Origin of the sequence: Streptomyces sp. JJ66 (assembly GCF_019303495.1) — a bacterium.
Taxonomy (GTDB): domain Bacteria; phylum Actinomycetota; class Actinomycetes; order Streptomycetales; family Streptomycetaceae; genus Streptomyces.
The window spans coordinates 62,667-89,331 of record NZ_JAEVFI010000012.1 but is presented as its reverse complement, the minus strand read 5'-3'; the positions used below and the strand labels follow the sequence as shown (position 1 = coordinate 89,331).

General features: G+C 70.5%; 25 protein-coding genes. 6 read left to right on the top strand and 19 right to left on the bottom strand.

What is annotated here, in order from left to right:
• Positions 1 to 53: 53 nt before the first annotated feature.
• Entirely contained in the window at positions 54 to 662 is a 609-nt protein-coding gene (locus JJV70_RS11435) for a Uma2 family endonuclease (protein WP_308294781.1), read from the bottom strand.
• Between the two features lie 205 nt (positions 663 to 867).
• On the opposite strand from JJV70_RS11435, the gene JJV70_RS11430 reads away from it, so the two are divergent.
• Together JJV70_RS11430 and JJV70_RS11425 are read left to right on the top strand one after the other, a co-directional pair.
• Entirely contained in the window at positions 868 to 1,860 is a 993-nt protein-coding gene (locus tag JJV70_RS11430) for a mechanosensitive ion channel family protein (RefSeq protein ID WP_308294780.1), read from the top strand.
• Positions 1,861 to 1,917: 57 nt separating this feature from the next.
• Entirely contained in the window at positions 1,918 to 2,412 is a 495-nt protein-coding gene (locus JJV70_RS11425) for a hypothetical protein (RefSeq protein ID WP_219047732.1), read from the top strand.
• Between the two features lie 42 nt (positions 2,413 to 2,454).
• Here the strand turns inward: JJV70_RS11425 and JJV70_RS11420 are convergent, their stop codons facing one another.
• Entirely contained in the window at positions 2,455 to 3,177 is a 723-nt protein-coding gene (locus tag JJV70_RS11420; RefSeq protein WP_219047731.1) for an N-acetylmuramoyl-L-alanine amidase, read from the bottom strand.
• Positions 3,178 to 3,535: 358 nt separating this feature from the next.
• Between JJV70_RS11420 and JJV70_RS11415 the strand changes: the two genes are divergently transcribed.
• A complete protein-coding gene (locus JJV70_RS11415; protein WP_219047730.1) occupies positions 3,536 to 3,862 on the top strand; it encodes a VOC family protein in 327 nt (108 codons plus the stop codon).
• Between the two features lie 60 nt (positions 3,863 to 3,922).
• Here the strand turns inward: JJV70_RS11415 and JJV70_RS11410 are convergent, their stop codons facing one another.
• Positions 3,923 to 5,005 (bottom strand): glutamate--cysteine ligase, encoded by a 1,083-nt coding sequence (locus JJV70_RS11410; RefSeq protein WP_219047729.1) that lies wholly within the window; start codon positions 5,003 to 5,005, stop codon positions 3,923 to 3,925.
• 323 nt (positions 5,006 to 5,328) lie between these two features.
• Between JJV70_RS11410 and JJV70_RS11405 the strand changes: the two genes are divergently transcribed.
• Entirely contained in the window at positions 5,329 to 6,540 is a 1,212-nt protein-coding gene (locus tag JJV70_RS11405; protein ID WP_219047728.1) for a lipase family protein, read from the top strand.
• 116 nt (positions 6,541 to 6,656) lie between these two features.
• Here JJV70_RS11405 and JJV70_RS11400 read toward each other — a convergent pair whose 3' ends face one another.
• The 8 genes from JJV70_RS11400 to JJV70_RS11370 form a co-directional block, all read right to left on the bottom strand.
• Positions 6,657 to 6,956, bottom strand: a complete 300-nt coding sequence (locus JJV70_RS11400) for a hypothetical protein (RefSeq protein ID WP_219047727.1) — start codon at positions 6,954 to 6,956, stop codon at positions 6,657 to 6,659.
• A gap of 177 nt (positions 6,957 to 7,133) precedes the next feature.
• Entirely contained in the window at positions 7,134 to 9,116 is a 1,983-nt protein-coding gene (locus tag JJV70_RS11395; protein ID WP_219047726.1) for an AMP-dependent synthetase/ligase, read from the bottom strand.
• A 319-nt stretch (positions 9,117 to 9,435) separates the two neighbouring features.
• Entirely contained in the window at positions 9,436 to 10,812 is a 1,377-nt protein-coding gene (locus tag JJV70_RS11390; RefSeq protein WP_374227280.1) for a dicarboxylate/amino acid:cation symporter, read from the bottom strand.
• A 131-nt stretch (positions 10,813 to 10,943) separates the two neighbouring features.
• The gene (locus tag JJV70_RS22675) at positions 10,944 to 11,072 is read right to left on the bottom strand and encodes a hypothetical protein (RefSeq protein WP_257573773.1); all 129 of its coding nucleotides are present in this window, start codon (positions 11,070 to 11,072) and stop codon (positions 10,944 to 10,946) included.
• Positions 11,073 to 11,270: 198 nt separating this feature from the next.
• Positions 11,271 to 11,822, bottom strand: a complete 552-nt coding sequence (locus JJV70_RS23400; protein WP_308294779.1) for a DUF4229 domain-containing protein — start codon at positions 11,820 to 11,822, stop codon at positions 11,271 to 11,273.
• A gap of 119 nt (positions 11,823 to 11,941) precedes the next feature.
• Positions 11,942 to 13,108 (bottom strand): aminofutalosine synthase MqnE, encoded by a 1,167-nt coding sequence (mqnE, locus tag JJV70_RS11380; protein ID WP_219047724.1) that lies wholly within the window; start codon positions 13,106 to 13,108, stop codon positions 11,942 to 11,944.
• Between the two features lie 188 nt (positions 13,109 to 13,296).
• A complete protein-coding gene (locus JJV70_RS11375) occupies positions 13,297 to 13,761 on the bottom strand; it encodes an Lrp/AsnC family transcriptional regulator (RefSeq protein WP_219047751.1) in 465 nt (154 codons plus the stop codon).
• A 208-nt stretch (positions 13,762 to 13,969) separates the two neighbouring features.
• Positions 13,970 to 14,647: a UbiX family flavin prenyltransferase gene (locus JJV70_RS11370; RefSeq protein ID WP_219047723.1), complete on the bottom strand. Its 678-nt coding sequence runs from the start codon at positions 14,645 to 14,647 to the stop codon at positions 13,970 to 13,972.
• 257 nt (positions 14,648 to 14,904) lie between these two features.
• Here JJV70_RS11370 and JJV70_RS11365 point away from each other — a divergent pair, with 257 nt between their 5' ends.
• Together JJV70_RS11365 and JJV70_RS11360 are read left to right on the top strand one after the other, a co-directional pair.
• A complete protein-coding gene (locus JJV70_RS11365) occupies positions 14,905 to 16,023 on the top strand; it encodes a hypothetical protein (RefSeq protein WP_219047722.1) in 1,119 nt (372 codons plus the stop codon).
• Positions 16,024 to 16,053: 30 nt separating this feature from the next.
• Positions 16,054 to 16,689 (top strand): rhomboid family intramembrane serine protease, encoded by a 636-nt coding sequence (locus JJV70_RS11360; RefSeq protein WP_219047721.1) that lies wholly within the window; start codon positions 16,054 to 16,056, stop codon positions 16,687 to 16,689.
• Here JJV70_RS11360 and JJV70_RS11355 read toward each other — a convergent pair.
• From JJV70_RS11355 to upp, 8 genes are all read right to left on the bottom strand, one after another.
• Complete coding sequence (locus tag JJV70_RS11355; protein ID WP_219047720.1) at positions 16,686 to 17,255, bottom strand: Uma2 family endonuclease; 570 nt, start codon at positions 17,253 to 17,255, stop codon at positions 16,686 to 16,688. The genes JJV70_RS11360 and JJV70_RS11355 overlap by 4 nt on opposite strands.
• A 298-nt stretch (positions 17,256 to 17,553) precedes the next feature.
• Positions 17,554 to 18,525, bottom strand: coding sequence for a ribose-phosphate diphosphokinase (locus JJV70_RS11350; RefSeq protein ID WP_219047719.1), 972 nt, complete (start codon positions 18,523 to 18,525; stop codon positions 17,554 to 17,556).
• Positions 18,522 to 19,592 (bottom strand): alkene reductase, encoded by a 1,071-nt coding sequence (locus JJV70_RS11345; protein ID WP_219047718.1) that lies wholly within the window; start codon positions 19,590 to 19,592, stop codon positions 18,522 to 18,524. Before JJV70_RS11345 ends, JJV70_RS11350 begins: the two co-directional genes overlap by 4 nt.
• A gap of 49 nt (positions 19,593 to 19,641) precedes the next feature.
• Positions 19,642 to 20,574, bottom strand: coding sequence for a pseudouridine-5'-phosphate glycosidase (locus JJV70_RS11340; RefSeq protein WP_219047717.1), 933 nt, complete (start codon positions 20,572 to 20,574; stop codon positions 19,642 to 19,644).
• Entirely contained in the window at positions 20,571 to 20,837 is a 267-nt protein-coding gene (locus JJV70_RS23230) for a tautomerase family protein (protein WP_219047716.1), read from the bottom strand. The genes JJV70_RS11340 and JJV70_RS23230 overlap by 4 nt, the downstream gene beginning before the upstream one ends.
• 90 nt (positions 20,838 to 20,927) lie before the next feature.
• On the bottom strand, positions 20,928 to 24,791 hold the full coding sequence (locus tag JJV70_RS11330) for an amino acid adenylation domain-containing protein (protein WP_219047715.1): 3,864 nt from the start codon (positions 24,789 to 24,791) through the stop codon (positions 20,928 to 20,930).
• A gap of 263 nt (positions 24,792 to 25,054) precedes the next feature.
• The gene (locus tag JJV70_RS11325; protein ID WP_308294778.1) at positions 25,055 to 25,957 is read right to left on the bottom strand and encodes an EamA family transporter; all 903 of its coding nucleotides are present in this window, start codon (positions 25,955 to 25,957) and stop codon (positions 25,055 to 25,057) included.
• Positions 25,954 to 26,619, bottom strand: a complete 666-nt coding sequence (upp, locus tag JJV70_RS11320; protein ID WP_219047714.1) for a uracil phosphoribosyltransferase — start codon at positions 26,617 to 26,619, stop codon at positions 25,954 to 25,956. Before upp ends, JJV70_RS11325 begins: the two co-directional genes overlap by 4 nt.
• Between the last annotated feature and the right edge of the window lie 46 nt (positions 26,620 to 26,665).

The following is a 26,665-nucleotide window of genomic DNA, read 5'->3' as shown; positions in this document are numbered from 1 at the left end:
GTGCGGACGCGCCAGCTCCCCGCACGCGGCCCGGGGAGCTGGCGCCGGGGCGGTCAGGCGAGGGGGAACTGGCCGGTGTCGAGGTCGAAGCCGAGCGGGTCCGGCAGGCTGATCTTGGCAGAGATGTCGGCCGAGGAGCTGCGGGCGTAGTGCTCGCTCCTGGGGTCCGAGTACAAGGTGACCCGTCCGGCTTCGCGGTCGATGAGGAGGTAGTGCGGGATGCCCGCCCGGGCGTAGGCCCGCAGCTTCTTCATGCGGTCGTTGCCCCCGGTGGACGCGGACGTGACCTCGGCGACCAGCAACACCGGGTCCGGGTCGTGGTACTCCCCGGAGCCGCTGAAGCTCCCCTTCGGCGCCAGCACCAGGTCGGGAATCACCTTCCCCGGGACCTGGCCCCCAGCGGCGGTACCGGGCAGGCGCAGACCCAGGTTCGTGTACCGGCCCAGGTCCTTGCGGTGGTCCCGCACCTGCCCGGACAGCTCCGACACGACCTCTTCGTGATCCCCGTTCGCGGGTGGTACCACGTGGATCTCTCCTTCGACCAGTTCCACGCGCCATCCCTCCGGGGCTGCCGCGCTCAACGCTTCGAAGGCGTCCTCCACCGCCGCGTGCCGCTCCTCGGCGGCCGCGCTGGGTTCCCGCTCGGGTGCTGCCAGTGCCACAGAGCCTCCTTCGTGCGGAGCGATGCTCCCAGGGTAGGCGGGCGTCGTCGGACGCGTCCGGGCCTGAACCATCCCATCGGGTGATCAGGTGACGTTCCCGCACCGTGCGGGACCACCGGCCGGGCTTTGACCCCGTCGCCGGAGCCCGCGTACGTTCCCCCGATGAGCGAACGAGGCGTGACGAGCTGAAGGGCGGAGTTTCCCCGTGCACCCAACGGAGCTGAGCATGCAGGCGGCCGACGTGACGGAGTGGTTTCAGGACAACGGCGAGGGCCTGGCGGTCGGCGTGCTGCGCATCCTGCTGATCGTCATCGCCGCGTGGGTCGTGCGGGCGCTGGCCAAGCGGGCGATCAGCCGGGTGGTGCAGCGCATCCTCCAGCCGTCGAACGGTGACACGCCCCGGCGCGGACGCGGCCCGGCCGTGCTCCAGCGCGACCCCAGCCGCGCGCGCGAGCGCCGCGAGCAGCGGGCCAGGACCATCGGCGCGGTGCTCACCAGCATCGTCACCGTCGTCATCGCGGTCATGGGCCTGGCGATGGTGCTGGGCGAGCTCGGGATCGCGCTCGGCCCGCTGCTGGCGAGCGCCGGTGTGGTGGGCCTGGCCATCGGCTTCGGCGCGCAAAGCCTGGTCGCGGACTACCTGTCCGGCCTGCTGATCATGGCGGAGGACCAGTACGGCGTCGGGGACATCGTGGACCTGGGCGAAGCCGTGGGCGAGGTGGAGAACGTCGGGCTGCGGCTGACGCAGGTGCGCGACCTCAACGGCGGCCTGTGGCACATCCGCAACGGCGAGATCATGCGCGTGCGCAACGACAGCCAGGACTGGGCGCGCGCGGTGCTGGACGTCTCCGTCGCCTACGACTCCAACCTCGACACCGTCTACCGCGTGCTGGAGGAGACGGGGTTGGCCCTGCGCAACGACCCGGAGTTCGCGGACGTGCTGCTGGAGGACCCGTCGGTGTGGGGCGTGCAGTCGCTGGACGCGGACGGCGTCGTCGTCCGCATGGCGGCCAAGACGCAGCCGCTCAAACAGTGGGCCGTCACGCGCGAGCTGCGGCGCCGGGTGAAGGAGGGGCTGGACGCCGCCGGGGTCGAGCTGCCGTTCCCGCAGCGCACGGTGTGGCTGCGCGAGGGGGCCGACGGCGCGGTGCCCTCGCCGCGCGGCGACGCCTCCCACGCCACACCCGTCAAGCGCTGACGCCAACCGCCCCCGGCCGGGTGCCGGGGGCGCGGCCGGGCGTGGGAGCATCGGGCGGTGATCGATATCGGCTACGCGCTCTCGCGGCGGTTCCCGGACCCGCCGCAGACGCGGTACCGGGACGCCGACGTCCGCGCGCTGCGGCACGACCTGTTCTGCGGTGATGTCTACCTCGCCGACGTGGACACCGACCGGGAGCTGGCCACCGCGTGGGGCTGGGTGCCGGTGCTGGACTTCGCGTGGGCCCTGTGCGACGTCGTCGAGCGGCTGGACCGGGACCCGCTGGGCAGCCGCGCCGCCCGCCCGCAGCGCGCGGAGCTGGACTTCACCGAGTCCACCGACCGCCTGCGCTTCACCCGCCGCTTCGGCACGGTGCGGATCAGCGCAGACTGGACGCCCGACGAGCCGCCGCTCACCGTCCTGCACAGCGAGCTGCGCCGCGAGGCCCGCGACTTCCTGCACGACCTCCTCGCCGACCTCACCGACCTGCACGACGACCTCGCCGACAACCCGGCAATCTGGGACCTCCAGGCCCGCTTCCCGCGCGCGTAGCCGCCCCGGCCACCCGGCCGCCCGTCCCGGCCCGCCGGGGTGTTACTCCCGCAGGCGGGCGGTGTGGGTGCGCAGCCAGGGGAGGGCGTCGTACAGCGCCTGGCCGGGGCAGTCGGTGTCGTAGGCGTCCCGGTGGCCGGTGATGACGTCCAGTTTCACCGCCGTTCCCTCCGGGTAGCGGCTGGCGTCGTTGGTGGAGACGAGCCGCACGCTCCCGCGCGGGTCCACCCCGGGGCGCAGCTTCCAGGCGGCCACCGCCGCGATGGCGTCCAGCATCGCGCGCGGCACCTCCTCGCCCTCCTCGAACCGTCCCAGCGCCGCGATGCCCACGGTGTGGGTGTTGAATCCCTTGGTGTGCGCTCCGAGCACCGGCCGGTGCACGCCGCCCGCGCGCCCCTCGTAGACGTTGCCGCACTTGTCCACCACGAAGTTGTAGCCCAGGTCGTCCCACCCCTTGCCCTCGATGTGCGCGTCCTGCATCGCGCGCAGCAGCCCCGGCACGTCCCGCTCGCAGTCGTACCCGTTCGGGTGGTTCGTGTGGTGGATGACGACGCCCTCCACCGGCCCGGAGTACGCGGGCTCCTCGCGTACCGCGTCCTCGTCCGCGTGCCAGCTCAGCCGGGCGACGATCGGCGGCCGGGGCGCGGCGGGCGCGGCCCGCGTCCCCTCCCGGTCCGGCGCCGCCATCCGCTCCGGAACGCTCCAGGTCACGAGCACCGCCAGCGGCAGCAGCGCCACCGCCGACGCGACCTTGCGCGGCCTCATGCCCTCCACGGTGCGCCGCCGCCGCGCACCACACCGCATGGGCGTCGCCCATTGGAGTGAACGCGCCCGCGCTGACCTGCGGTCCTGTCCAGACCGGGGTGGGCCGCGCGGGGCTACCGGGCGGTACAGCAAGACGGTGGCCGTCGTCCGTCTCGGCACGGACGGTGAGCGAGCCGGTGGCCGCCGGGGTGGCGTCCTCGCGGCGCAGTGCAGAGACGAACGGCTCGACCGCCTGACGGAGCCGGGCGTTGGCCTGCGGTGTGCGCCCGCCTGGGTGAGCGCTGGCCCGGGGTGCGGGCAGGCCCGGGGTGAGCGCGCGCAGAAGCGGTTCCGCACGCGGGGTCCTACCCTGCGCCGTATGGCTATCACCAAGGTTCACGCGGTCATCCCCGTGGCCGACCACTCCGCCGCCTGCTCCTGGTACTCACGCCTGTGGGGCCGCCCCGCCGACCGCGAGCCCATGTCCGGGCTCGCCGAATGGCACGCCCCCGGTGGCGGGGCGATCCAGGTCTTCCACGATCCGACCCACGCGGGCTCCGCCGCCGTCACCCTGGCCGTCGAGGATGTGGACGCCCTGGCCCGCACCCACGATGCCCCCGCCCCGCAGAACACCTCAGCGGGCTTCCGGCTCACCACCCTCCCCGACCCCGACGGCAATACCCTGACCCTCGTCCAGCAGGCGTAACGCGCTGGCAGGGGCGCGCACGGCTCTCAGGAGCCCCGTGCTCCGCAGGACCGGTGCTCGTCAGGAGAGGGTGACGGTCACCGCGTCGGTGACCACGGTGTGCAGGTCGCCGGAGCGGGTGTGGGTGGTGCGCTGGCGGTGGGCGCCGGTGCCGCGCTGGAGGAGGGTGGCGAGGCCGTCCTTGACCAGTTCCAGGTCGCCCGTGTCGGACAGGGCGTCCCTGACGTGGTCCACCAGGGCGCGCACCACGGTCTCCGCCGGGGCCGGGGTCCAGGTCAGGGGGTGGACCAGGGCGTCGGTCAGGCCGGAGCGGGCCGCGCGCCAGCTCGCCAGGCGCAGCAGCCCGGCCGTCACCGGGGCGGGCGGCTCGCCCGCCTGCCACTGGCGGGACGCCGTCTCCACCAGGCCGCGCGCCAGGGCGGCGATGAGCACGGTGTCGGAGGGGTCGAGGCAGACGTCGGCGACGCGGATCTCCACCGTGGGGTAGCGCTGCGAGAGCCGGGCGTCGAAGTAGACCATGCCGGTGTCGAGCAGGGTGCCGGTGTCGAGCAGGGCCTTGATCGTCTCGTGGTAGCGCTCGGGCGTGCCGAACGGTTCCACCGGTCCGGCCGAGGGCCAGCGTCCCCAGACCTGGGTGCGGTAGCTCTCGTGGCCGCTGTCGCGTCCCTGCCAGTACGGGGAGTTGGCACTGAGGGCGAGAAGCGGGGCGAGCCACGGCCTGATCCGGTCGAGGACGGCGACGCCCTCCTCCTCTGAGTCCACGCTCACGTGGACGTGGCAGCCGCAGGTCAGCTGCTCCTCGGCGGTCATCCGGAATTCTTCCTGGAGCCGCTGGTAGCGCTCACCGATGCTCACCGACGGCTCCACGGCCAGGGGTGAGGTGCCCAGGGCCGCGACCTCCGCGCCAGCCCGGCGGGCGTGCCGGGACGCCTCCTGGCGCCAGCGGCGTACCTCAGCGGCCAGCTCGCTCATGGTGGTCATCGGGCGGGTGCCGGTCTCCAGCTGCTCGCGCTGCAACTCGCTCTCCAGCCGCGTGTCGTCGTCCGCGTAGGCCAGCGCCGCCCCGGCGACCGCCCGCGGCTCCCCGCTGGCCGGGTCCACCAGGAGCAACTCTTCCTCCACGCCCACACTGCGTATGCCCATCCGCCCAACCCTTCGCTCGACTCCGCGACCAGCCGCATGCCCGCCCTGCGCCGAGTTATTCGAACACCGGTCGGTGCGCACGCTGTCCTGCGGTGGCGCGCTCCGCCGGGACGGGAGCGGAAGGCGCTGGCCGCAGGTGCTCCGGTGCTCCGGTGCTCCGGTGCTCCGGTCGGCGGACACCGGGCGGGCGGGGCGCAGGGGCGCGGCCTACGGTGACGGGGACGTGCGGTCAACCGACCTGAGCCGCCGGGTCAGCGACCGCGCCGCGTGCCCTGTACGGTCCCCAAGACCCCCGGCAACCCCCACCTGTTGGGAGACCCCGTATGCGTCCACCCCACCGGCTGCGCGACGCGTTGCTCATCGCGGGCGCCGCGCTCGCCCTCACCGCCGCCACGGCGGCCGGAGCACCGGCGGCCAGCGCGGCCCCGGCCCCGCCGCCAGCTCCGGCCGCACCCGCGTCTCCCCTCGGGGCGGCCGGGCCGGAAGCGGAGCCGCACGCCGCACGTCCCGGCGACGTCCTGCGGGCCGAGCCGCAGCCCTTCAAGCCGAACCCGGTCACGCCCTCCGACGCGCGCTCGTGGAAGGTGCACTACCGCTCCACGACGGCCGACGGCGCGCCCACCACCGTCTCCGGCACCGTGATCGTCCCCTCCGACGGGCGCACCGGCCCGCGTCCGGTCGTCGGGTACGCCGTGGGCACCGTGGGCCTGGCCGACCACTGCGCGCCCTCGCGCACCTTCCCGGACGGGCTGACGAAGGAGGGCACACTGATCCAGCAGGCGCTGGACCAGGGCTGGGCCGTCGCCGTCACCGACTACGAGGGCCTGGGCACCCCGGGCGTGCACACCTACACCGTCGGGCGCAGCGCCGGGCACGCCCTGCTCGACGTGGTCCGCGCGGCGTTCCGGCTGCCGCAGGCCGGTCTCGCGGACGACGCCCCCGTCGGCCTCATGGGCTACTCGCAGGGCGGGCAGGCGTCGAGCTGGGCGGCGCAGCTGCACGCGGCGTACGCGCCCGAGCTGGACGTGCGCGGTGTCACCACCGGCGGGGTGCCGCGCGATCTGCTGGAGGTCGCCGAGTTCAACGACGGGCGCGCGGGCGCGGGGCTGATCGTGATGGCCGCCGTCGGCCATGACGCCGCGTTCCCCGAACTGGAGCTGGACCGCTACCTCAACGAGCGCGGGCGCGAGCAGGTGCGCCTCGCGAAAAGCCACTGCGTCGAGGTGAACACGGCCACGTTCCCCTTCGGCCGGATCGACGACGTGACGACGACCAACCCGCTTCAGGAACCGGACTGGCGGCGCAGGCTCGGGCAGTCCGAGCTGGGCCGGACGGCCCCGGCCGCGCCGGTGTACCTGTATCACGGGGCGCTGGACACGCTGATCCCCTACCGGGCCGGGACCGAGCTGCGCGACATGTGGCGCACCCGGGGCGCGGATGTCACCTTCACCGCGCTGCCGCTGGGCCACGTCACCGGCGCGACCGTCGGGTTCCCCGGCGCGGTGTCCTGGCTGGACCAGCGGCTGACCGGGTAGGGCGCGCCGTCTGGGCGCGGGCCACCGCGTTCGCGTGGCCCGGACAGCCCACGGCCGCCGGAGCGCGGTGGGCTAAGAGCTCGCGGGGAATCAAGGTGTTGCTTCCCGGCAAGCCCTCAGTGGTCGTCCCAGTGGCCGTCGTGGGCGGCGTGGCGGTGGCCGTCGTGGAGGTAGTCCACGTGGTCGCCGTGCGGCACCGCCTCGTGGCCGCAGTCCTCGCCGTGCTGGTGGTCGTGCCCCGGGTGCTCGACGTGCCCGGTGGGCTCGCACTCGTCCCAGTGCCCGTCGTGCGCGCGGTGGAGGTGGCCGTCGTGCACGTAGTCCACGTGGTCGCCGTGCTCGATGCTCTGGTGGTCGCACGCCGGCCCGTGCTCGTGGTCGTGGCCGGTGTGCTGGGGGTGGGCTGCCGTGGTCATCTCGCACCTCTGTGCGTCGGAGGTCCCGCGAACGCGACGCGCCCGTCTTCGCTTCTCGCCAGCTTGCGCACGACATCGCGCGGAAGCTGGCCAGCGGGCCGACGTTCCGGGCTTACGTCCAGGGTAACGAAACACGGCTTACGTCCGCATACGCACCCGTTTCAGCCCCCGGCTACGTCAATCCCGGTACATCGCGTCGATCTCGCGGGCGAAGTCGCGGACGATCCGGTCGCGGCGGAGTTTCAGGGACGGCGTCACGTGGCCGGTGCGTTCGCTGAAGACGATCGGCAGCACGGTGAAGCGGCGGATCGCCTCGGCGTGGGAGACGAGCTGGTTAGCCTCGGTGACCGCCTGCTGGATGTTATGGCGCAGGTCGGCATCCCCGGCCAGCTCGCGGATCGGCATCGCTTCGCCTGCTTCCTTGCCGTGCATGCGGCACCAGTGGGCGAGCCCGTCCGGGTCCAGGGTGATCAGCGCGGCGAGGTGGGTACGGTTGTCGCCGACGACGAGACACTGGCCGACGAGTGGGTGGGCGCGCAGCCAGTCCTCCAGCGGTGCGGGCGCGATGTTCTTGCCGCCCGAGGTGATGATCAGATCCTTCTTGCGCCCGGTGATCGTCAGGTAGCCCTCGTCGTCCAGTGAGCCGATGTCGCCGGTGGGCAGCCAGCCCTGGGCGTCGGTCTCCGGGACGACGGCCTGCCGCTGCGCGTCCCAGTAGCCGCCGAAGACCGTCGCGCCCTTCAGCAGCACCTCGCCGTCGGCCGCGATGCGTACCGCCGTGCCGGGCATCGGCCAGCCGACCGTGCCCAGCTTGCGCCGCAGCGGCGGCGTGCAGGTGGCGGCGGCCGTCGTCTCGGTCAGCCCGTACCCCTCGTAGACCTCGATCCCCGCGCCCGCGAAGAACGCCGTCAGCCGCCGCCCCAGCGGCGAGCCGCCGGAGATGACGTGGCGCACGTGGCCGCCGAGCGCCGTCCTGATCCGCCGGTACACCAGCGCGTCATACAGCCCGCGCGCCGCGCGCAGGGCGACGCCGGGCCCCCGGCCGCCCTCGGCGGTGGCGGCCGTGGTGGCCTCCCCGAACCGGACGGCGACCTTCGCGGCGCGCTCGAACGACGACGCGCGGCGCATCTCCTCGGCCGTCGCGCGGGCCCGGTTGTAGACCTTCTCCAGCACGTAGGGGATCGCCAGCAGGAACGTCGGCCGGAAGGTGCCGAAAGCGGAGATCAGCTCGTCGGTGTCGGTGCTGGGGGCGTGGCCGAGCCGGACCCGGGCGCGCAGGCAGCCGATCGCCACCATGCGGCCGAAGACGTGGGCGAGCGGCAGGAACAGCACCGTGGAGGCGGGCTCGTCGCTGAGGGTCCGGAACACCGGGTGCAGCAGCTCGACGGCGTTGTCCACCTCGGCGAGGAAGTTGCCGTGGGTGAGCATGCAGCCCTTGGGCCGCCCGGTGGTGCCGGAGGTGTAGATGAGCGTGGCCACGTTGTCCGGTGTCAGGCAGGCGCGCCGCTCGGTGACCAGCGCGTCCGGTATGCCCCGCCCGGCCGCCGCCAGCTGCTCGATGACGCCGTTGTCCAGCTGCCACAGGTGCCGCAGCCACGGCAGCGCGCCCCGGATGCCGCTGATCAGCCGCGCCCCCTGCACGTCGTGTACCGCGATGGCGGTGACGCCCGCGTCCTGGAGTATCCAGCGGGCCTGCGCGGCCGACGAGGTGGGGTAGACCGGCACGGTGATCAGGCCGCAGGCCCAGGCGGCGAAGTCCAGCAGCGTCCAGGCGTAGCTGGTGGGCGCCATGATGGCCAGCCGGTCGCCGGGCAGCATGCCGGAGGCGAGCAGACCGCGCGCGAGGGCCATCACCTGCCCGGCGAAGGAGGCGCAGGTGACGTCCTCCCAGCCGCCGTCCGGACGCCGCCGGGCGAGCACGACGGCGTCCGGCGCCTCGGCGGCGTTGGTGAACGGGATGTCCGCGAGCGAGCCGTGCGTGACCGGGGGCACCAGCGGCAGCATCTCGGCCTGGCGCACGGTGCCGTCCCGGGCGCGGCGCAGCAGCGGGGGCACGAGCTGCGCGGGCCGGGTGCCGCCGCCGACCGGGGGCAGGGTGGCGCGGGCGGCACCACGCCGTGGCGCACGGTGCTGCGCGGACCCGCGCGGCGGTGTGGTCATGCGTGGCGTCCCCTCCGTGCCCGGCCGCTGTGGACAGCAGTGCGACGAAACGTACGGACCCGCAGGGTGCCGCATCCCGCCCGTCCCCACCACCCCCCACCGCCGAATCCCCACACCCTTTTCACGACCACCCCGGCGCGCGAGACGACCGCGCCCCACCCGGCGGACAAGCGGCTACCCGCCCGGCGCGCGGCCCGGGCTCCGGCAACGTGCCGGGGGGTGAGGCTGCCGTTGCCAGCGGCGGGCGGGGCGGGTGGGCGGCCGTGGGCGGCGCCCCGGCTGTGGGACGCCGCCCACGCGGCTGAGGGCAGGGAGGGGGTCAGGCGGGGGCCGGGGCGGGCTCCGCGCGCTGGTCGCGCTGTGGCGCGGGGTCCTCGTTGAGGTCGAAGGACTTCGCGGTGGCGAACGCGTCCGTGTCCAGGATGCGTTCGCGCGCCGAGACCAGCACCGGGACCACCGCCTGGCCGGTGACGTTCGTCGCCGTGCGGATCATGTCCAGGATCGGGTCGATCGCCAGCAGCAGGCCGACGCCCTCCAGCGGGAGCCCGAGCGTGGAGAGGGTCAGGGTGGTCATGACGGTCGCGCCGGTGAGACCGGCCGTCGCGGCGGAGCCGATGACGGAGACGAAGGCGATGAGCAGGTAGTCCTGCACGCCCAGGGTGACGCCGAAGATCTCCGCGACGAAGATCGCCGCGAGCGCCGGGTAGATCGCGGCGCAGCCGTCCATCTTGGTCGTCGCCCCGAACGGGACGCTGAAGCTCGCGTACTCCTTCGGCACGCCCAGCCGCTCGACGACCTTCTGCGTCACCGGCATGGTGCCCACCGAGGAACGGGAGACGAACGCCAGCTGGATCGCGGGCCAGGCGCCCCGGAAGAACTGCACCGGGCTGACCCGGCCGACGAGCGCGAGCAGCAGCGGGTAGACGCCGAACATCACCAGCAGGCAGCCGACGTAGATGTCGGCGGTGAACGTGGCGTACTGGCCCAGCAGGTCCCAGCCGTACTCGTTGATGGCGCGGCCGATCAGGCCCAGCGTGCCGATCGGGGCCAGGCGGATGACCCACCACAGCGCCTTCTGGAGCAGCGCCAGCACCGACTCGCCGACCCGCAGCAGCGGTTCCGCCTTCTCCCCCAGCTTCAGCGCGGCGACGCCGGTGACGGCGGCCATGAAGACGATCTGGAGCACCTGGAGTTCGGTGAACGGCGTGATGACGTCGGTGGGGACGATGCCGGTGAGGAAGTCCAGCCAGGAGCCGGAGCTCTCCGGCCGCGCCCCGTCCTCGGGGGTGAGACCGGTACCGGCGCCCGGGTTGGTGAGCAGGCCGATCGTCAGGCCGATCGCCACGGCGATCAGCGAGGTGGCCAGGAACCACAGCAGGGTGCGGCTGGCCAGCCGGGCGGCGTTGGAGACGTCGCGGAGCTTGGTGATGGACAGGGCGATCGCGAAGAACACCAGGGGCGCGACGGCCAGCTTCAGCAGTTGGACGAACAGGCCACCGATCCGGTCCAGGCCGGAGCCGAGCCAGGCGAGGTCGGCGCTGCGGGCGAGCCAGCCGAGCAGCACGCCGAGGACGAGACCGGCGAGGATCTGCGCCCAGAACGGTATGCGGGGGAAGCGGCGTTCGCGGGCGGGACGGTCGGCGCCCGCCGGGGTGGCGGGCGCCGTGGACTGGGGTGGGGTGGGGGACACGGACACACTCCGGTGCGGAAGCTGGCGAGGAAAGCTGTGCGGGAACGAGGAGAGCTGTGCGGGAAGCAGGACACGCGGGGGCGATCGCCGGAGATTGTCGTCCGGCCGCCGGGGCGCCGCCAGGGGGCGCGGGGTGGTCAGCCTGCGGGAGGGCAGGCCGTGCCCGGGGGACAGGCCATGGTGCGACAGCGGCAGAGATCGACGTGCAGCCGCGCCACCAGCAGCGCGCCGCGCAGGGCGGCACCGGGCGGGGCTGTGGTCGTCATGGGCCTCACGCTAACACTCGGTCTTTGAGGCACCCAAAGCTTGCCTTTGGGTGCCGGGTACGTGAGAGCACAACACCCCGCCGGGGAAGGTGGATTCCCGGTGGGGTGAGTGAGGGGGTGTGAGGGGCGTTACACCGGCGGCTGGGACGCCGTGGCGGCGGCCCCGCGCGCAGACGCCGTGGGCGGTGAGCCCGCGCGTCAGACGCCGTCCTCGTGGTCGCGCTGGGCGGCGATACGGCTCTTGACCGAGCCCGAGACGCGGTCCATGCGCGGCCCGATCTGCTGGGCCATCGCCTCGCGCTGGGTGCGCAGCAGCACCAGGCTGAGCGGGGCGGAGACGAGGATGGCCAGCGCCAGCAGCCACAGCGGGTTCGACTTCCCGATGCCCTCGGGGATGATCCCGAACCAGGCCAGCACCGACAGCACCAGGAAGCTGGCGGCGAACAGGCCGATCCGCATCAGTGTGTAGCGCAGGGTGGCGTGCCGGGCGGGCTGCCGCGCGGCGCCGCCCGGGGCGTCGGCTCCGGCGCGGGGGGTGGCGGTGGCGGCCCCGGCTCCGGTGGCGCCGGTCCCGGTTCCGGTGGCCCCGGCTCCGGTTCCGGTGGCGCCCCTCGCGGCGGTCTCGGTTCCGGTGGCGCCCCTCGCGGCGGTCTCGGTTCCGGTGGTGCCCGTTGCTGCGGTCCCGGTCTCGGTGGTGCCGGTTCCGGCGGGGCTGGTTCCCGTGGGGTCGGGGCTCGGGCTGCTGGTCACAGCGGTGTCTTCCTTCTCCTGGCGGTCCTGCTGGCTCTGGTGGGGTGGGTGTGCGCCTGGCGGGCCGGGCGGGCTGGTTACGTCGTCAGGTCAGCGGCGGCCCCCGTGAGGACGGTGGCTCACACCCGCATCGGCTGCGGCGACTCGCGCCGGTCCGGGTCCGGGCCGGGGTACTCGCGCACCGTCTCGTAGCGGGTGTTGCGCTCGACGGGGCGGAAACCGGCGTCGCGGATGAGTTCCAGCAGGTCCTCGCGGGTGAGCTTGTCCGGGGTGCCGTAGTCGTCGGCGTCGTGGGTGATCTTGTACTCGACGACCGAGCCGTCCATGTCGTCCGCGCCGTGCTGGAGCGCGAGCTGCGCCGTCTGGACGCCGTGCATGACCCAGAAGACCTTCACGTGCGGCACGTTGTCGAACAGCAGCCGGGAGACGGCGAACGTCTTCAGCGCCTGAGCGCCGGTGGCCATCGTGGTGCGGGCCTGGAGCCGGTTGCGGATCTTGCCGTCCTTCATGTCCACGAAGTCGTGCTGGTAGCGCAGCGGGATGAAGACGTGGAACCCGCCCGTCTCGTCCTGGAGTTCCCGCAGCCGCAGTACGTGGTCCACGCGGTGGCGCGGCTCCTCGATGTGGCCGTAGAGCATCGTGCACGGCGTCTTCAGGCCCTTGCTGTGCGCGAGGCGGTGAATGCGCGACCAGTCCTCCCAGTGGGTGGCGTGGTCCACGATGTGCTGGCGGACCTCCCAGTCGAAGATCTCCGCGCCCCCACCGGTCAGCGACTCCAGGCCCGCGTCGATCAGCTCGTCCAGGATCTCGCTCGCGTCCCTGCCGGAGATCGTCTCGAAGTGGTGGATCTCGGTGGCGGTGAACGCCTTGAGCGAGACATCGGCGGGCAGCGCCTCCTTCAGCGCGCGCAGCGAACGCGGGTAGTACCGCCACGGCAGCGTCGGGTGCAGCCCGTTGACGATGTGCAGCTCGGTGAGGTTCTCGCCCTCCATCTCCTGAGCGAGCCGCACCGCCTCCTCGATGCGCATCGTGTACGCGTCCTTCTCCCCCGGCTTGCGCTGGAAGGAGCAGTAGGCGCACGACGCGGTGCACACGTTGGTCATGTTCAGGTGACGGTTGACGTTGAAGTAGACGGCGTCACCGTTCTTGCGGGTGCGCACCTCGTGGGCGAGGTCGCCGAGCCAGGCCAGGTCGTCGGACGCGTACAGGGCGAGGCCGTCCTCCCGGGTCAGCCGCTCGCCGGAGCGGACCTTCGCCTCCAGCTCCCGCTTGAGCCCAGCGTCCATACCTCGCGCCTCCCTGTCGTCCCGGCGCCCGTGCGGCGTCGGTCCCGTCGCCCTGCGGCGGCCGTCCCGGTGTCTTCCCGGCGGCGCCGCGCGCCCGCGCCCGCTCGCGCCGCAGTCGAGCGTACGCCACGCCATTCGGGACAAGTCGGGGCGCCCCCGGCGTCAGCCGCCCGGGCTGGGGGCGGCCGTCAGGCGGCGTCCTCGGCGTCCGGCAGCTCGCCGACCCGGTTCTCCCACTTGGTGGACAGCACGATCGTCGTCCGGGTGCGCGAGACGCCCTTGGTGCCGGACAGGCGGCGGATCGTGCGCTCCAGCCCGTCCACGTCGGTGGCGCGGACCTTGAGCATGTAGGAGTCGTCGCCCGCGATGAACCAGCAGTCCTCGATCTCCACCAGCTCGCGCAGCCGCCCGGCGACGTCCTCGTGGTCCGTCGCGTCGGACAGCGAGATCCCGATCAGCGCGGTGACGCCCAGGCCGAGGCTCGGCGCGTCCACGGTGGCGCGGTAGCCGGTGATGACCCCGGCCGCCTCCAGCCGGTTGATCCGGTCGGTGACGCTCGGTCCGGACAGCCCGACCAGTCGGCCCAGCTCCGCGTAGGAGGCCCTGCCGTTCTCGCGCAGCGCCTGGATGAGCTGTCTGTCCACCGCGTCCATGCGTCTGCTGCCTTCCACTGTGCCGCCTGTACGTACCCTGCACACCCGAATCTAAGCTATGCGCTCGCCCTCGCCTGCGAGGTGTTCCCGCTGGGGCCGGGGCCGGAAGACCGGAAGTGGGGAGGGACGGAAGCGGGGAGGGACGGAGCCGGGCCGAGGCGGGACGGGACGGAGCCGGGGCGGGACGGGACGGAAGCCGGGGCGGGGGCTACTCCGCCGCGTCAGCCCGCGCCGCGCCCAGCTCGCCGCCCCACCGCCGGTACAGCCCGTGCCGCACCCCCACCGCGTCCAGCGCCCGCCCGGCGACGAAGTCCACCGCGTCCTGGATGTGCCGCGCCCCGGCGTAGAACGCGGGCGAGGCGGGCAGCACGACCGCCCCCACGTCGTCCAGGGTGACCAGGTGCCGCAGCGTGGACCCGTTCAGCGGCGTTTCCCGCACCGCCACCACCAGCGGCCGCCGCTCCTTGAGCGTGACGCTCGCCGCACGTTGCAGCAGATCCTTGGACAGCCCGAGCGCCACCCCGGCCACGCACGCCGTGGACGCCGGGACGATCAGCATCCCGCGCGCCGGGTACGAGCCGGACGACGGCCCGGCCGCGAGGTCACCGGCGGCCCAGTGGCGCACGCCGTCCACCGGGACGTCACCGAACGCGTCGGGCGTGCCGTCGGCGCCGCGCGCGAGCCAGCGGCGCAGGTCGTCGGCCCAGTGGGCGTCGCGGAAGGGGTGCCCGGTCTCGTCCAGCACGGTGAGCCGGGCGGCGCGGCTGACCACCAGGTCCACCGGCTCCCCGGCCGCGAGCAGCGCGCGCAGCACAGCGGCGGCGTAGGGCGTCCCGGAAGCTCCGGAGACGCCGACGATCCACGGGCGGCGCTCAGCGTCAGTCACCCCGCCGAGCCTACGGCCCGCGCGGCCGGACGCTAGCGTGGCCCCAGGGCCGCACGGGGCGCGGGGGCTCGGCAGTGGACGCCCCGTCCGGTCGTGACTGCCCCGCCCCGGCCCGGACCGACCACCAAGCCGCCCGGCCCGGCCCGACCCCCGCCCCGCCCCGGCACCGACGGCCACCGACGTCAGGGAGTAACGCCATCGACACCGCCCCGCGCACCAGTCCGCCGCCGCCGCGCCGCCCGCGCACCGGCCGTCTGGTGACCGCCGTCGTCGCCGCCCTGACCTGCGTCGCACTGCTCGCCGTCGTCACCGTGGCCTCCCGTACGACGGAGCGACTGACGACGGCCCTGCGGGTGGCCGCCGCCGTCGGAGAGCTCGGCGAGCACGGCTCGGTGTCCGTCACCGGCCGCCTGGACGCCTCGCCACGGCGCATCGAGGAGTACCTGACCCACCGCGCCGGGCCCGGCGCCGAACCGTGGCGGCTGCGCGAACAGGCGCGGCTGCTCGCGGACCTGGAGTTCGCCGCCGCCGTCCGCGCCAGCAAGCCGCTGAACGAGCTGTCACACGCCGAACGGGTGGACACCGCCGCCGCGATCAGCTTCGGCGGCGCGGACGTACTGGGCGTGACGTCGGTGAACCACCAGCTGTACGTGCGCGTCGGGCTGGGAGCGCTGGCCGCCGACGTCGGGTACCGCGGGCCGGTGCTGCGGCACACGCCGGAGCTGGAAGAGCTGACCGGCGATCTGCCGTCCTCGCTGCACGTCGCCCAGCAGGCGTTGCGCGGCGAGTGGGTACGGGTGGACCCGGAGGCGTTCGGCGAGTTCGCGGACGTGCTCGGCGGCGAGTCCGGCGCGCCCGCCGAGCGGCTGACCCGCTCCACGTCCGTGCTGACCACCGCCGAGGTGCAGCAACACCTCGTGGACGCCGTGCGCACCACGCTCACCGAGCACGCCTCCGTGCGCGACGCCGGTACCCGCGACGGCGCCGAGCACGTCACCGTCACCCTGCCCGCCCGCGACGCCGCCCACGGCCTCGCCGCCGCCCTGCGCCCGGTCAGCCACCAGCTCGGCGACCCGGACCTGACCCAGCTCGCGCGCGTCCCCGACCATCCCGTCCACCTGGACCTCGCCATCCGGCACGGCGCCCTGTCCGCCCTCACCGTGGACCTCGCCCGCCTCGACCCCCGGGCCCCCGCCGGCGCGGGCCCGCTGCCGCTGCGGCTGGAGTTCGCCCCCGGCCAGGTCGTCCGCGTCGCCGCTCCCGGCGGGGCCGAGCAGCTGCACCCGCAGGACCTGCTCGCCGCCCTCACCTACGCCACCCTCCGCGAGCCGGAGCTCTCCTCGCTGCTGCACACCTTGCGTACGCTGGAGCTGTAGCAGTCGGCGGGCGGTTTGCTGGGGGTTGGCATGGTGTACGGACCGAGCGGCACGAACGCACCCGCGTCGCGCCGCTCCCGGGCAGTGACAGCGGCGACGTTCATGCTCTCCTGGGCCGTCCTGCTGTGGCTGCTCGCCGCCCTCGACACCGGCAGCGGCACGATCGTCGGCGAGTACGGCATCGAACCCCGGCAGACCGACGAGCTGGCCGACATCTTCCCGGCCGCGTTCTTGCACTTCGGCTGGGACCACGTGGCCGCCAACACCGTGCCGCTGGTCATCTTCGGCTTCCTCGCGGCCGTACGCGGGCTGGGCCGCTTCATCGGCGTCGTGCTCGTCATCATCGTCGTCAGCGGCCTGGGCGTGTGGCTCACCGCCCCGGACGGCACCAACACCGCGGGCGCGTCCGGCGTCGTCTTCGGCCTGTTCGGCTACCTGCTGGTGCGCGGATTCGTCGAACGCGACGCGCTGGACATCACCGTCGGCATCACCGTGCTGCTGCTGTACGGCTCGATCCTGTGGGGCGTGCTGCCGACGAACTCCGGTGTCTCCTGGCAGGGCCACCTCTTCGGCCTCATCGGCGGCGTCCTCGCCGCCTTCTGGCTCCGCCGCACCCCACCCCGGCGCGCCCCCCGCGCGGGCATCGGCCCCAGCCCGTACAGCTAGTCCTTCCGCTCCCCAGGATCGACGGGCAGCTCGGCGGTGTCGAAGCTCAGCTCCCCCAGCGGCGTCTTCACCGACACGGTCTCGCCGTAGGGGAACGTGTCGCGCCCCCGGTAGCCGTCAGGGCCGGGGTTCCACATCGTGACGCACTGCGCCTGGTACGGGTCGAAGATCACGTACACCGGAATGCCCGCCTTCGCGTACTGCTCGTCCTTGACGACGTAGTCGTTACGGACGCTCGTCGGGGAGACGACCTCCACCGCGAGTTCCACCAGCGAGGGTGCGTACTGGGTCAGATTCTTGTCCTTCTCCACCGCGGGAATGACAGCGAGGTCAGGACAGAACTCAAACTCCTCACTGATCGGCACGCTGACGTCGCCGATCAGCGCCCACTCCTCGGCCAGCTGCGCCCTAAGGCCGGTCCAGAGCGCCACGATGGTCTCCAGGTGATACGGCCGGACCGGACTCATCACGATGTTGCCCTCAACGATCTCTGTCGTATAGCCCGGGAACTGGTCCTCCAGGCGGCTGAGCTGCGAGTGCAGGCGGTCCAGATCCGAGATGGTCACATCGGCCTCCCTCTCCTGCACTCATCGTACGAGCGCCACCCAACCCCGCGCCGCCCCCAACCAAGCCGACAACGGCCGCTCTCCCCCCGAATGGGGGACGCCACCCGGGCAGCCCACGCCCACATCACGGGTACATCCCCCTACGCACGGGGACGGGCCTTCGGCAGGCAATAGCTACCCGAGCCCGCGGTTGGGGTGGAACGCGAGCGGCCCGGCTCAGTCAGGCGGAGTGAGCGACGCTCCTCGGCCGTGGCGTCCGCGAGACGCGGACGCCACGGCCCAACCGGCCCAAAGCTGCTCACAAGTCCTCAAGGAGGGCCGTCACCGAACCGTCCACGAAGATCTCGTGGATCGCCTGGGCGAGCATGGGAGCGATGGACAAAACCTCCACCTTGTCCAAGCCGGTGGCGGCGGCCGTCGGCAGCGTGTCGGTGAAGAGGAAACGGCTGACCCGTGAGTTCTTCATACGGTCGGCCGCAGGTCCAGACAAGATGCCGTGCGTGGCCGCCACCATCACGTCTTCGGCGCCATTGTCATACAGGGCGTCAGCAGCGGCACAGATCGTGCCGCCCGTGTCGACCATGTCGTCGACGAGCACACACACCCGTCCATCGACCTCGCCCACCACCTCATGGACGCTGACCCGGTGGGCCACGTCCTTGTCTCGCTTCTTGTGGACGATCGCCAGTGGGGTACCGAGCCGGTCGCACCATCGGTCAGCCACTCGTACCCGGCCCGCGTCCGGTGAGACCACGGTGAGCCGGGTGGGGTCGGTGAGCGCAGCGATGTGGTCCGCGAGCGTCGGTAGAGCGAACAGATGATCCATCGGACCATTGAAGAAGCCTGCGATTTGATCGGTATGCAGGTCCACTGTGATGATCCGGTCCGCTCCTGCGGAGGTGAACAGGTCCGCTAGCATCCGAGCTGAGATCGGCTCGCGGCCCTTGTGCTTCTTATCCTGCCTCGAGTAGCCGTAGAAGGGGGCGACCACGGTGACGGTCCGGGCGGACGCGCGCTTCAGTGCGTCGATCATGATCAGCTGTTCCATGATCCACGTGTTGATGGGCGCGGTGTGCGCTTGCATCACGAAGCAATCCGCCCCGCGCACCGACTTCTCGTAGCGCACGTACAGTTCTCCGTTGGAGAAGGCACGGGCCTTCATGGGCACCAGAGGAACTCGCAGATGCCGTGCGACCCTCTCGGCCAGGGCGGGGTGAGCCCGGCCGGAAAAAAGCAGCAGCGACCGTTCCTCTTTCCGCGTGGAAATCACCGGTCGAGCACTGGGTAGGTGGTGTAGCCGCGGTGATCGCCCCCGTAGTACGTCGCCTCGTCGGGCACGTTGAACGGCCCCTGAGCCGAGAGCCGGGCAGGCAGGTCGGGGTTGGCGAGGAACAGGGTACCCAGGGACACGGCATCTGCCAGACCCGCGTCCAGCACGTCCTTCGCGGTCTGTTCCGATGCGGGGAAGGAGTCCGGCGTGGGATGCGGGTTCACCACCAGATTGCCGCTCCACAGGTCCCGCACCTGGTGCGTCACCGACCGAGTGACGATCTCGCACACTTCCAGGAATGCCAGTTCGGGCAGGGTCGGGAGCAGCGCGGAGTAGAGCGCCTCAGAGTCCCCCTCCACAATGTCGTTGTACGGATTGCCGGGCGAGACGCGGACAGCGGTGCGCTCGTTGCCGATCGCCTCGGCGACGGCCTCGGTGACCTCGACGGTGAGCCGGATGCGGTTCGCCACGGAACCGCCGTAACCATCGGTGCGTCGGTTGGTGTTCTCGGCGAGGAACTGGTGCAGCAGGAAGCCGTTTCCCGCGTGGATCTGGACGCCGTCGAATCCCGCCTCGATCGCATTGCGTGCGGCATTGGCAAAATCCTGGACAGTGCTGGCTATGTCGTCGCCCGTCAGTTCGTGCGGGACTTGGTAGTCCTGGGGGCCGTCCGGTGTGAAGCACTGGCCTGCTGCGGCGACCGGCGAAGGCGCGACCGACTGGTGTGCGTCGGGGTACAAGGAGGGGTGGCCGATCCTGCCCGAGTGCATGAGCTGAACTACGATCCGCCCACCGGCACTGTGCACTGCCTCGGTTACCGAGCGCCAGGAGGCCACCTGCTCGGGATGGTGTAGCCCAGGGGTGTTGAGGAACCCCTGACCCACAGCAGAGGGCTGCACCCCCTCGGTGATGATGAGTCCGGCGGAGGCACGTTGGGTGTAGTACTCGGCCATCAGGGCGGTGGCACCACCGCAGGGCTTGGCCCGGTTGCGTGTCATCGGGGCCATCACGAGCCGATTGGCCAGGGGGATCTTGCCGAAGGTAACGGGGTCGAACAGTGAGGTCATACGGGGTTTCTCCTCGAAGTATGAACGGGTGCGGAACGGGTGTGAGTAGTCAGCGCCGGGCGGTAGACGTCCGTGCGAAGGCAGCGGCCATGCGCCCGCCCGTCTCGGCCGTGGAGATGAGGACGGCCATGTTCGCCTGCGCGGTCCGACCACCGGTGGCCTGGTCGACCGCGTGCATCAGGTACTTGGTGAGGTCCTGGCCGCCCACGCCATCCCGCTCGGCGCGGGCGAGCGCGGCCTCGATGGCGGCATCCGCCTCGGCGGGGTCCACGGCGTCCTCTGCCCGGGGCGGCGTAGTGATCACTACACCACCGGGGTGGCCGGCGGCCCAGTGCAGGGCCACGGTCCTGGCGATCAGATCTTCGTCATCGATTCGGTGCGGGGATCTCACTCCGCTGGAGGAACAGTAGAAGGCCGGGAAGTCGTCGGAGCCGTGCGCGATCACCGGGACACACTGCGTCTCCAGGTACTCCATGGTCAGCTTCAGATCGAGAATCATCTTAGCGCCGGCACACACCACAGCAACCTTGGAGCGGGTGAGCTGGATCAGGTCCGAGGAGACGTCCATGGTGGTCTGGGCTCCGCGATGCACGCCGCCAAGCCCCGCGGAGGAGAAGAACGGAATCCCGGCGAGTTCCGCTGCCACGAGCGATGAGGCCACGGTGGTAGCACCGCGCCCGCCACGGGCCAGGACGACGGGCAGATCGCGACTGGACACCTTGGGGATGCCCGGTTCGCCGGCGAACCGTTCGATGTCGCGCTCGGTCATGCCAATCTTGAGGGCTCCGTCCTCGACACAGATGGTCGCCGGGACCGAGCCTCCCTTACGAACGGCCTCCTCTACCTGATGGGCTGTCTCGGCGTTGTGCGGGTACTTCAGGCCGTGCGTGATGACATTGGACTCCAACGCGACGACCGGGCGGCCCTCGTGTACAGCCTCGCGGATTTCTTCGGTGTAGACGAGCGGGATGAGCGGGTTCATCGGGTCCCTTCCGCGGTCCGGGCGGCCGAGAGGGGCTGGGTGTGCTTTGGCTGCTTCCACAGCAGGTGAGCGCGCTGCTCCAGTTCGGGTAGCTGAACCTCGTCCCGCCAGCGGGACGGCTCGACGCTCTCCACCGCGATCGAAACAGAATCCGGCTCGCAGCCGAAGGTCCGCGTGATCGTCTCGGTCAGGGACCCAACCAACTCGGCCTGGGCAGCGGCGGTAAACGGGCGAGGCCAGTGTTTGATGCTGACGTGAGGCACCGTAGAGCTCCTTTCAGATGAGGAAGGTGCCTCGCCCCCAGCGAAGGGATTCAGGGGGCGAGGGACTCATGTGGCACTTTCCGCCCATTGCTACGGGCGGTGAGCCTTTGTCGCGATAGCGGTGGCGAGTTCGGCGACCCCGTGTTCCTTCAGCACGCTGTAGTGGCCCCCGACCAAATCGACGACCGTCGGCGGCTCAGCCGAGTAACTGGCGCTGCTCTCCACAAACGAGTAGTCGTCACCTCGAGCCTTGAAGATTGTCACGGGTGCGTTGATGTGGCGCTCACGCAGTTCCCGGAAGCTGTATTCGAACGCGTACGTCTCTCCTACGATCCGGGTGATGCGACGTATGGTTTCCCGGTCGAGTTGGGGCAGTATTCCGCTCATGTAAGAGAGGAAGGACTGTTCGTCGGTTACCCGACGCAGACATTCCTCCAGTTGCTGCCCCTGAATTGTTCCCGTGAAGACGGAAAACAAGATGGTGAGGTAGACCGGGTCAGTGTAGGACGCCGAGCGAGCCGGACGGCCGCTGGCCGCGGTACGCACCCGGGGATTACCGGGACAAATCAGCAGCAGTTGATCGACCTTTTCGCCGAACTGCTCCAGTTGCCAGGCCGTCTCGAAAGCCACCCGTGCTCCGAAGGAGTAACCCCACAACGTGTACGGCCCCGACGGCTGAACGCGACGGATCTCCGATACGTCAGCCATCGCCATCTCGCGAATGGTGCTGTGCGGCACCTCACCAGGGTTGATGCCGTGAGCCTGAACTCCGTAGAAGGCTCGGCTCCCAGCCGCCTCACGGGCCAGCAACCTCAGGTTCATGGGGTAGCCGCCGAGCCCCGGCCAGCAGAACACCGGCCGGTCCGCAGGGCCGTCATGCAACGGGACGAGGCGGGAGAGGCGGTGCGGTGTGCCCTCGTCGATGCGGCTGGCGAGATGGGACAACCGCGGCGACTCGAAGATCACCTGCAACGGCAGATTGACACCGAACTCTCCGTTGATCCGGTTCATTAGGGCCACTGCGTGCAGCGAGTTGCCGCCGGAGGCGAAGAACTCATCCTGCGAGGAAACGTCCTCGTACTTCAACGTCCGGCCCCACTCCGCAGCCAGCCAGCGCTCCGTCGCGGTCGCGGGCGCGACATATTCAGCGGAGGTACGAGTTTGGGCGACTTGCGGCAGCCGCGCGGTGGCATTGCAATCGATCTTACCGTTGGCCGTCAGGGGCAACTCGTTCAGTACTGCCACCCGCGCGGGCATCATGTAATCCGGCAGAAACCGCCCGAGATCGTCACGAATCATTTCCGCAGGCCCCTTGGTGTGAACCGCGTCTTCGTTCATGCCGTCGTGCATAGCCTGCTGGGCGCTGATGCGGCCGCCGACGAAAAAGTAGGAGGCGGCAGCGGCCGGTTCTCCCGCGGCTGCGAGCACGTCATCAAGGCGGCGGGAGGCAGGCAGCGGGTGGCCGGACTTCGAGGAGTAGCCGGAGGACATCAGGCCCATGCCAGGGACGCGCTGGAGGTGGTGCAGCGCTGTTCCGAGCACGAGATAGCGCAACCAGTCGGCATCAGTCCGGGAAACAGCACTGATACCGAACGCGGCTCGCTCGTACACACCCTGGTTGATCGCGATGACGTGACGCCGCTCCACGACCTCGGAGCTCGTGCGTTCCAGGCGGCCGCCCCGGTAGCGATACAAGCCCGCCACCAAACCGGCCACCCGATCTTCATGTGCTTGCACATAGAGATCGACCGGTGCCCGCAACGGCCTGCTGTGGTTTTCGGAGATATCGAAGGTCCCCAGGTAAAGGTCCTCTTCTGGGACATCGAGCCGGTTCTTGACTCGCGGATCGAAGCCGTGGGGTGTGATGGTGAGACCGTGACCGGGAAGGATCTCTTCGAAAACACCGACCATGTGGCCAGCCTCGAACTCCAACACCTCGGCGATGTTGTTCTTATAGACAGGCTCGATAGCCCGAACCTTGCCTAGGAAGTGAATTCTGAAACCCTGTGCGGGAAAGTCATGGGCTACGTCGCCGATGCGAACCAAGGCGTGGTCTATCGGATGATGGTAGTACAGCCCGGGAGCCACGCCGGTTAGGCCACTGACCTCCAAGTACATTTGTGCGGCGTACAAGGCCCCAGGAGAGGCGTAGGCATACTTCGGCAGCAGCCGTTCCTCACTGCGGAACGGCCCGAACCAGCGGAAAATCTCACCGAGTGCGTCCCATGTCAGGTCCTCCAGTGGGCGCGATGACGACGGACCGGGTCGCGGTGCGAGCAGACGGAGAACATCGGCCTCAGACACCGGGCCCCCGTCGTAGAAGCGGTAAGTCTTGCGGGCGAACGCCTCCCGCCGCTGGCGTACGGTGGCCTTTTTGCCGGGCAATTCCACGACCCGGCGTCCCGCCAACTCCCCGGGTGTGCGCAGGCCGGGGCTGGACAGTTGTGCCTTCACCTGCACCTTGGAGGCCTTTGACTGGTGGTGAGCGGCGTCATCCCGCCCTTGGTCCATGACGGCGGCGTTACGCTCGTTCAGCTCGACCGCGGCGACGAGTGCCTTGGAGCCGGTACGTGGATCATCCGTGATGATGGCCGCGGCACGGCGGACCCAGGGGTGCTCCTCGATGCGGGACGCCACCTCCTCCAATTCCACCCGATAACCCCGAAGTTTGACCTGATTGTCGGTGCGGCCCAGAAAATGAAGAGTGCCGTCGGGGTTCCATTGGCACAGGTCTCCCGTGCGGTAGAGCCGCTCGGTGGGATGGAACGGGGAATCCACGAACCGCTGCGCGGTCTGTTCTGGCAGCCCGATGTATCCGCGCGCGACCTGCTTCCCACCGATAAACAGTTCGCCGCTCTCGCTGAAGTCGACCGGCTGCCGATTCTCGTCGAGGATATAGCACGTGACGTTGTCGGCAGGAGTGCCGATCGGCACAGTCGCCGTCCCTGAGGAGCCGACTGGAATGTCGGCAAGAGCGGCAGGGTCGATCCAGTGTGATGTGGCGTTGATCGTCGTTTCGGTCGGCCCGTACAGATTGACGACCGACACCCCGGGCAGGGCCGCGAACAGGTCCGCGGCCAGCGTGCGGGTCAGCGTCTCGCCGCCGGAGAAGATCCGGGTGAGTGAGCGGCAGGCGTCGAACTGCTCGGTATCCAGTAGGGCCTGCAAAAGGGTGGGCACCCCTTGCAAGGCAGTCACCCGGTGCTCGCGGATCATGGTGATGATGGCCTCGGGTTCCCGAAAAATCCCGGGGAGGCCCATGACCGTCCGGGCACCGGTTACCGGGGCAAGGATCTCCCACTGGGCAGCGTCAAAGCTCATGGGGGTCTTCTGCAGGATCGACACCTCGGTGCCCAGATGCCCGAAACTGGCCAGCCACTGCATCTGGGAGACGATGCCGCGCTGTTCGATCATGACTCCCTTGGGCCGGCCGGTGCTCCCCGAGGTATAGATCACGTACGCGAGGTGATCGCCACGCGTCTCCGGCAACGACACCGCTGGTTGATCAGTGATGTCCGCGGTTGTGACGACGCGGACGCCCTCCGGAGCCAGTTCCCGCGCCCGGTCGCGCAAGTGCTCCTGTACGACGATGACCGGGGCGGCCGAGTCTTCGATTATGAACCTGAGCCGTTCCTCCGGGTACTCCGGCGAGAGCGGCAGATAGGCTGCCCCGGACGCCAGAATGCCCCACACGCCTGTCATCAGCTCGGCGGAAGGTTCCGCGAACAGGCCGACGCAGGTGTCCGGCTCGACACCTAGCCGAACCAGGTAGGCGCCAATGCGTCGGGCCTCGGTATGGAGACTGCGGAAAGTCAACTGACGGCTTTTCTCGCCTTCTGACCCGGGCACCGTGACAGCGACCTCGTCCGGACGGAGGCGTGCCTGTCGGGCAAGCAGATCGGTCAAGGAGACACCCTTGTGGAACACACCGGAATTTGGCGCACGAGTGCTCATAGTCATTCCCCCGGTTGAAAGTACGTTGCGAGCAACGCGTTGATTAACTAATAGCGACGGCAATGCCGTTGCTGAGATCTCACGATCTCGCTGCCGTCCCCTTGGGCTGTGGCGAACCTGTGACTCCGAGACGACATCGCAGGAGCTCATCGGTACGGAGTGCATTCGGATTAAGGGTGGGCGGCCGTGGCACGACCCTCTCGTTGTGTGCCGGCCGCACACCGCTCGGAGCACAGGCCCGACAGCCCGTGCAAGGGTCTGGGTCAGACGCGGCTCACCGCGCGCTCGGCAGGCTCCGGAGCAGGCTTCTTGACGCGGGGCTGGGCCAGCACGACGGCACCGACGACAGCTGCGGCGCCGAGGAGCTGCAGCGTGCCCAGTCTCTGTCCCAGGAAGAGGTACCCGAGAACCGTGGCACACAGCGGCGAGGCGAACGACAGGAAGGAGGCCGCGAGTGCGGGTAGGCGGGCAAGGCCGTGGAACCACACGACGTAAGCGACAAGGGCGCCGATGAAGCAGAGATAGGCGAAGCCGCCGATGTTACCCCACGTGAGGCGCTCCGGCAGCGATTCACCGACGAGGGTGATCGGCAGCAGAAACAGCCCGCCGACGGTGAGCTGCCAACCGGTAAACGTCAGCAAGCTGACGCCCTCAGGACGCCCCCAGCGCTTGGTCAGCACGATCCCACTGGCCATGCACAGCGCACCGAGCAGGCCGGCCACAACACCGATGCCGTCCAATCCGGCACCTGGTTGCAGCACGAGCAGGCCAACGCCGGTCGCGCCGACCAGGCAGGAGACGATGTGCACAGGCTGAACCCGGTCACCCAGCAGCGGTGCGCCCAGCAGCAGCACGATCATGGGTTGGACGGACATGACCAGCGCGGCGACTCCTCCGGGAAGGTGGTAGGCGGCCAGAAACAGGAAGTAGAAGAAGGCTCCGATGTTCAGCACGCCCAGAACCACAGCACGCCACCACCACACGCCGCGAGGCAATACGCGGGTGAACAGCAGCAGGAGCAACCCAGCGGGCAGCGCCCGGAGAGTAGAGGCCAGAAGGGGCCGGTCTGGCGGAAGGAACTCAGTGGTGACGAGGTATGTGGAGCCCCATACGGCGGGCGCCAACGCGGTCATCGCGGAGGTGGAGGCGATCCGGTGGGTGCTCACTTGACGACTCCGCTGTCCACCGTGCCGAAGAAACGATCACCGAAGTCCCCGATGCCGGGAATCATGAAAGCGTGTTCGTTGAGCCGTTCTTCGACAGCGCTCGTGACAACTCGTACGGCCGGCCGCTCGGTGGCCAGACGGCGCAGCCCTTCAGGTGACGACAGAACATTGACCATGACGATGTGGTCTTCGCCCACGCCGGCGCTCAGGAGCACATCGATTGCGGCGAGCGCGGACCCGGCCGTAGCGAGCATTGGTTCCAGAAGCAAGACGTGCCGGTCGGCGATGTCGGCAGGCAAGTGCTGGTAGTAGAGGCGGGGCAACTTGGTGTGCTTGTCCCGCTGAATGAGAATCTTTCCGATGCGGACGCCGGGCAGGACATCGCGCAACTCGCCCTCGATCGCCTCGCCGGCGCGGATCACGGAGACAGCGCACGGCTGGACGGCGCACTCCAACCCCTGATAGGTGACGCCGACCGGGGTGGTGACCTCCTTCTCGGTGAAGGGCAGCAGGCCACTTGCGGCCTCCAGCAGAAGGCGGATGATGCGACGGGAGTAGAAGGTGAAGTCTTCGCGGGTGCAGTCGCGGTCGCGGACGACGGTATGCATGGCGCGGAGTTGATCGGTCTGGGGAAGCAACTGGACGTTATGGCCGATGGTCACAGCGTGGTCTCCTCGGTACCGCGATTGCTGCGGTAGGCCGTTCCTG